This is a genomic window from Chryseobacterium sp. SIMBA_029 (assembly GCF_046535275.1).
Taxonomy (GTDB): Bacteria; Bacteroidota; Bacteroidia; order Flavobacteriales; family Weeksellaceae; genus Chryseobacterium.
In genome coordinates this window covers 1-232 of the sequence record NZ_JAWRXA010000912.1, presented here as the reverse complement: position 1 = coordinate 232, position 232 = coordinate 1, and the positions used below count along the sequence as shown (strand labels likewise).

General features: G+C 62.1%; 1 pseudogene. It reads left to right on the top strand.

What is annotated here, in order from left to right:
* A pseudogene (locus SB679_RS26490) lies at positions 1 to 232 on the top strand (hypothetical protein); the annotation flags it as partial.

Below are 232 nucleotides of genomic sequence, written 5' to 3'. Positions count from 1 at the left end.
CCCTGGGTGTTGCAGGCGATGCAGCGTACGTTGCTGGAGCTTGATGCGTTCAAGGCCGCGCAGGCCGACGCGATGCATATGCCGCCGGGCCAGCCCGTTGTCGCACCCGATGCGTTGAGCAATACTGTCTACGCCCAGTTCTCGCTCAAGACCTTGCTGGCCGTGCTCGTGTGCTATGTCTTCTACAACGCGGCCGGATGGCAGGGGGTTCATACGGTAATGCTGACGTGCC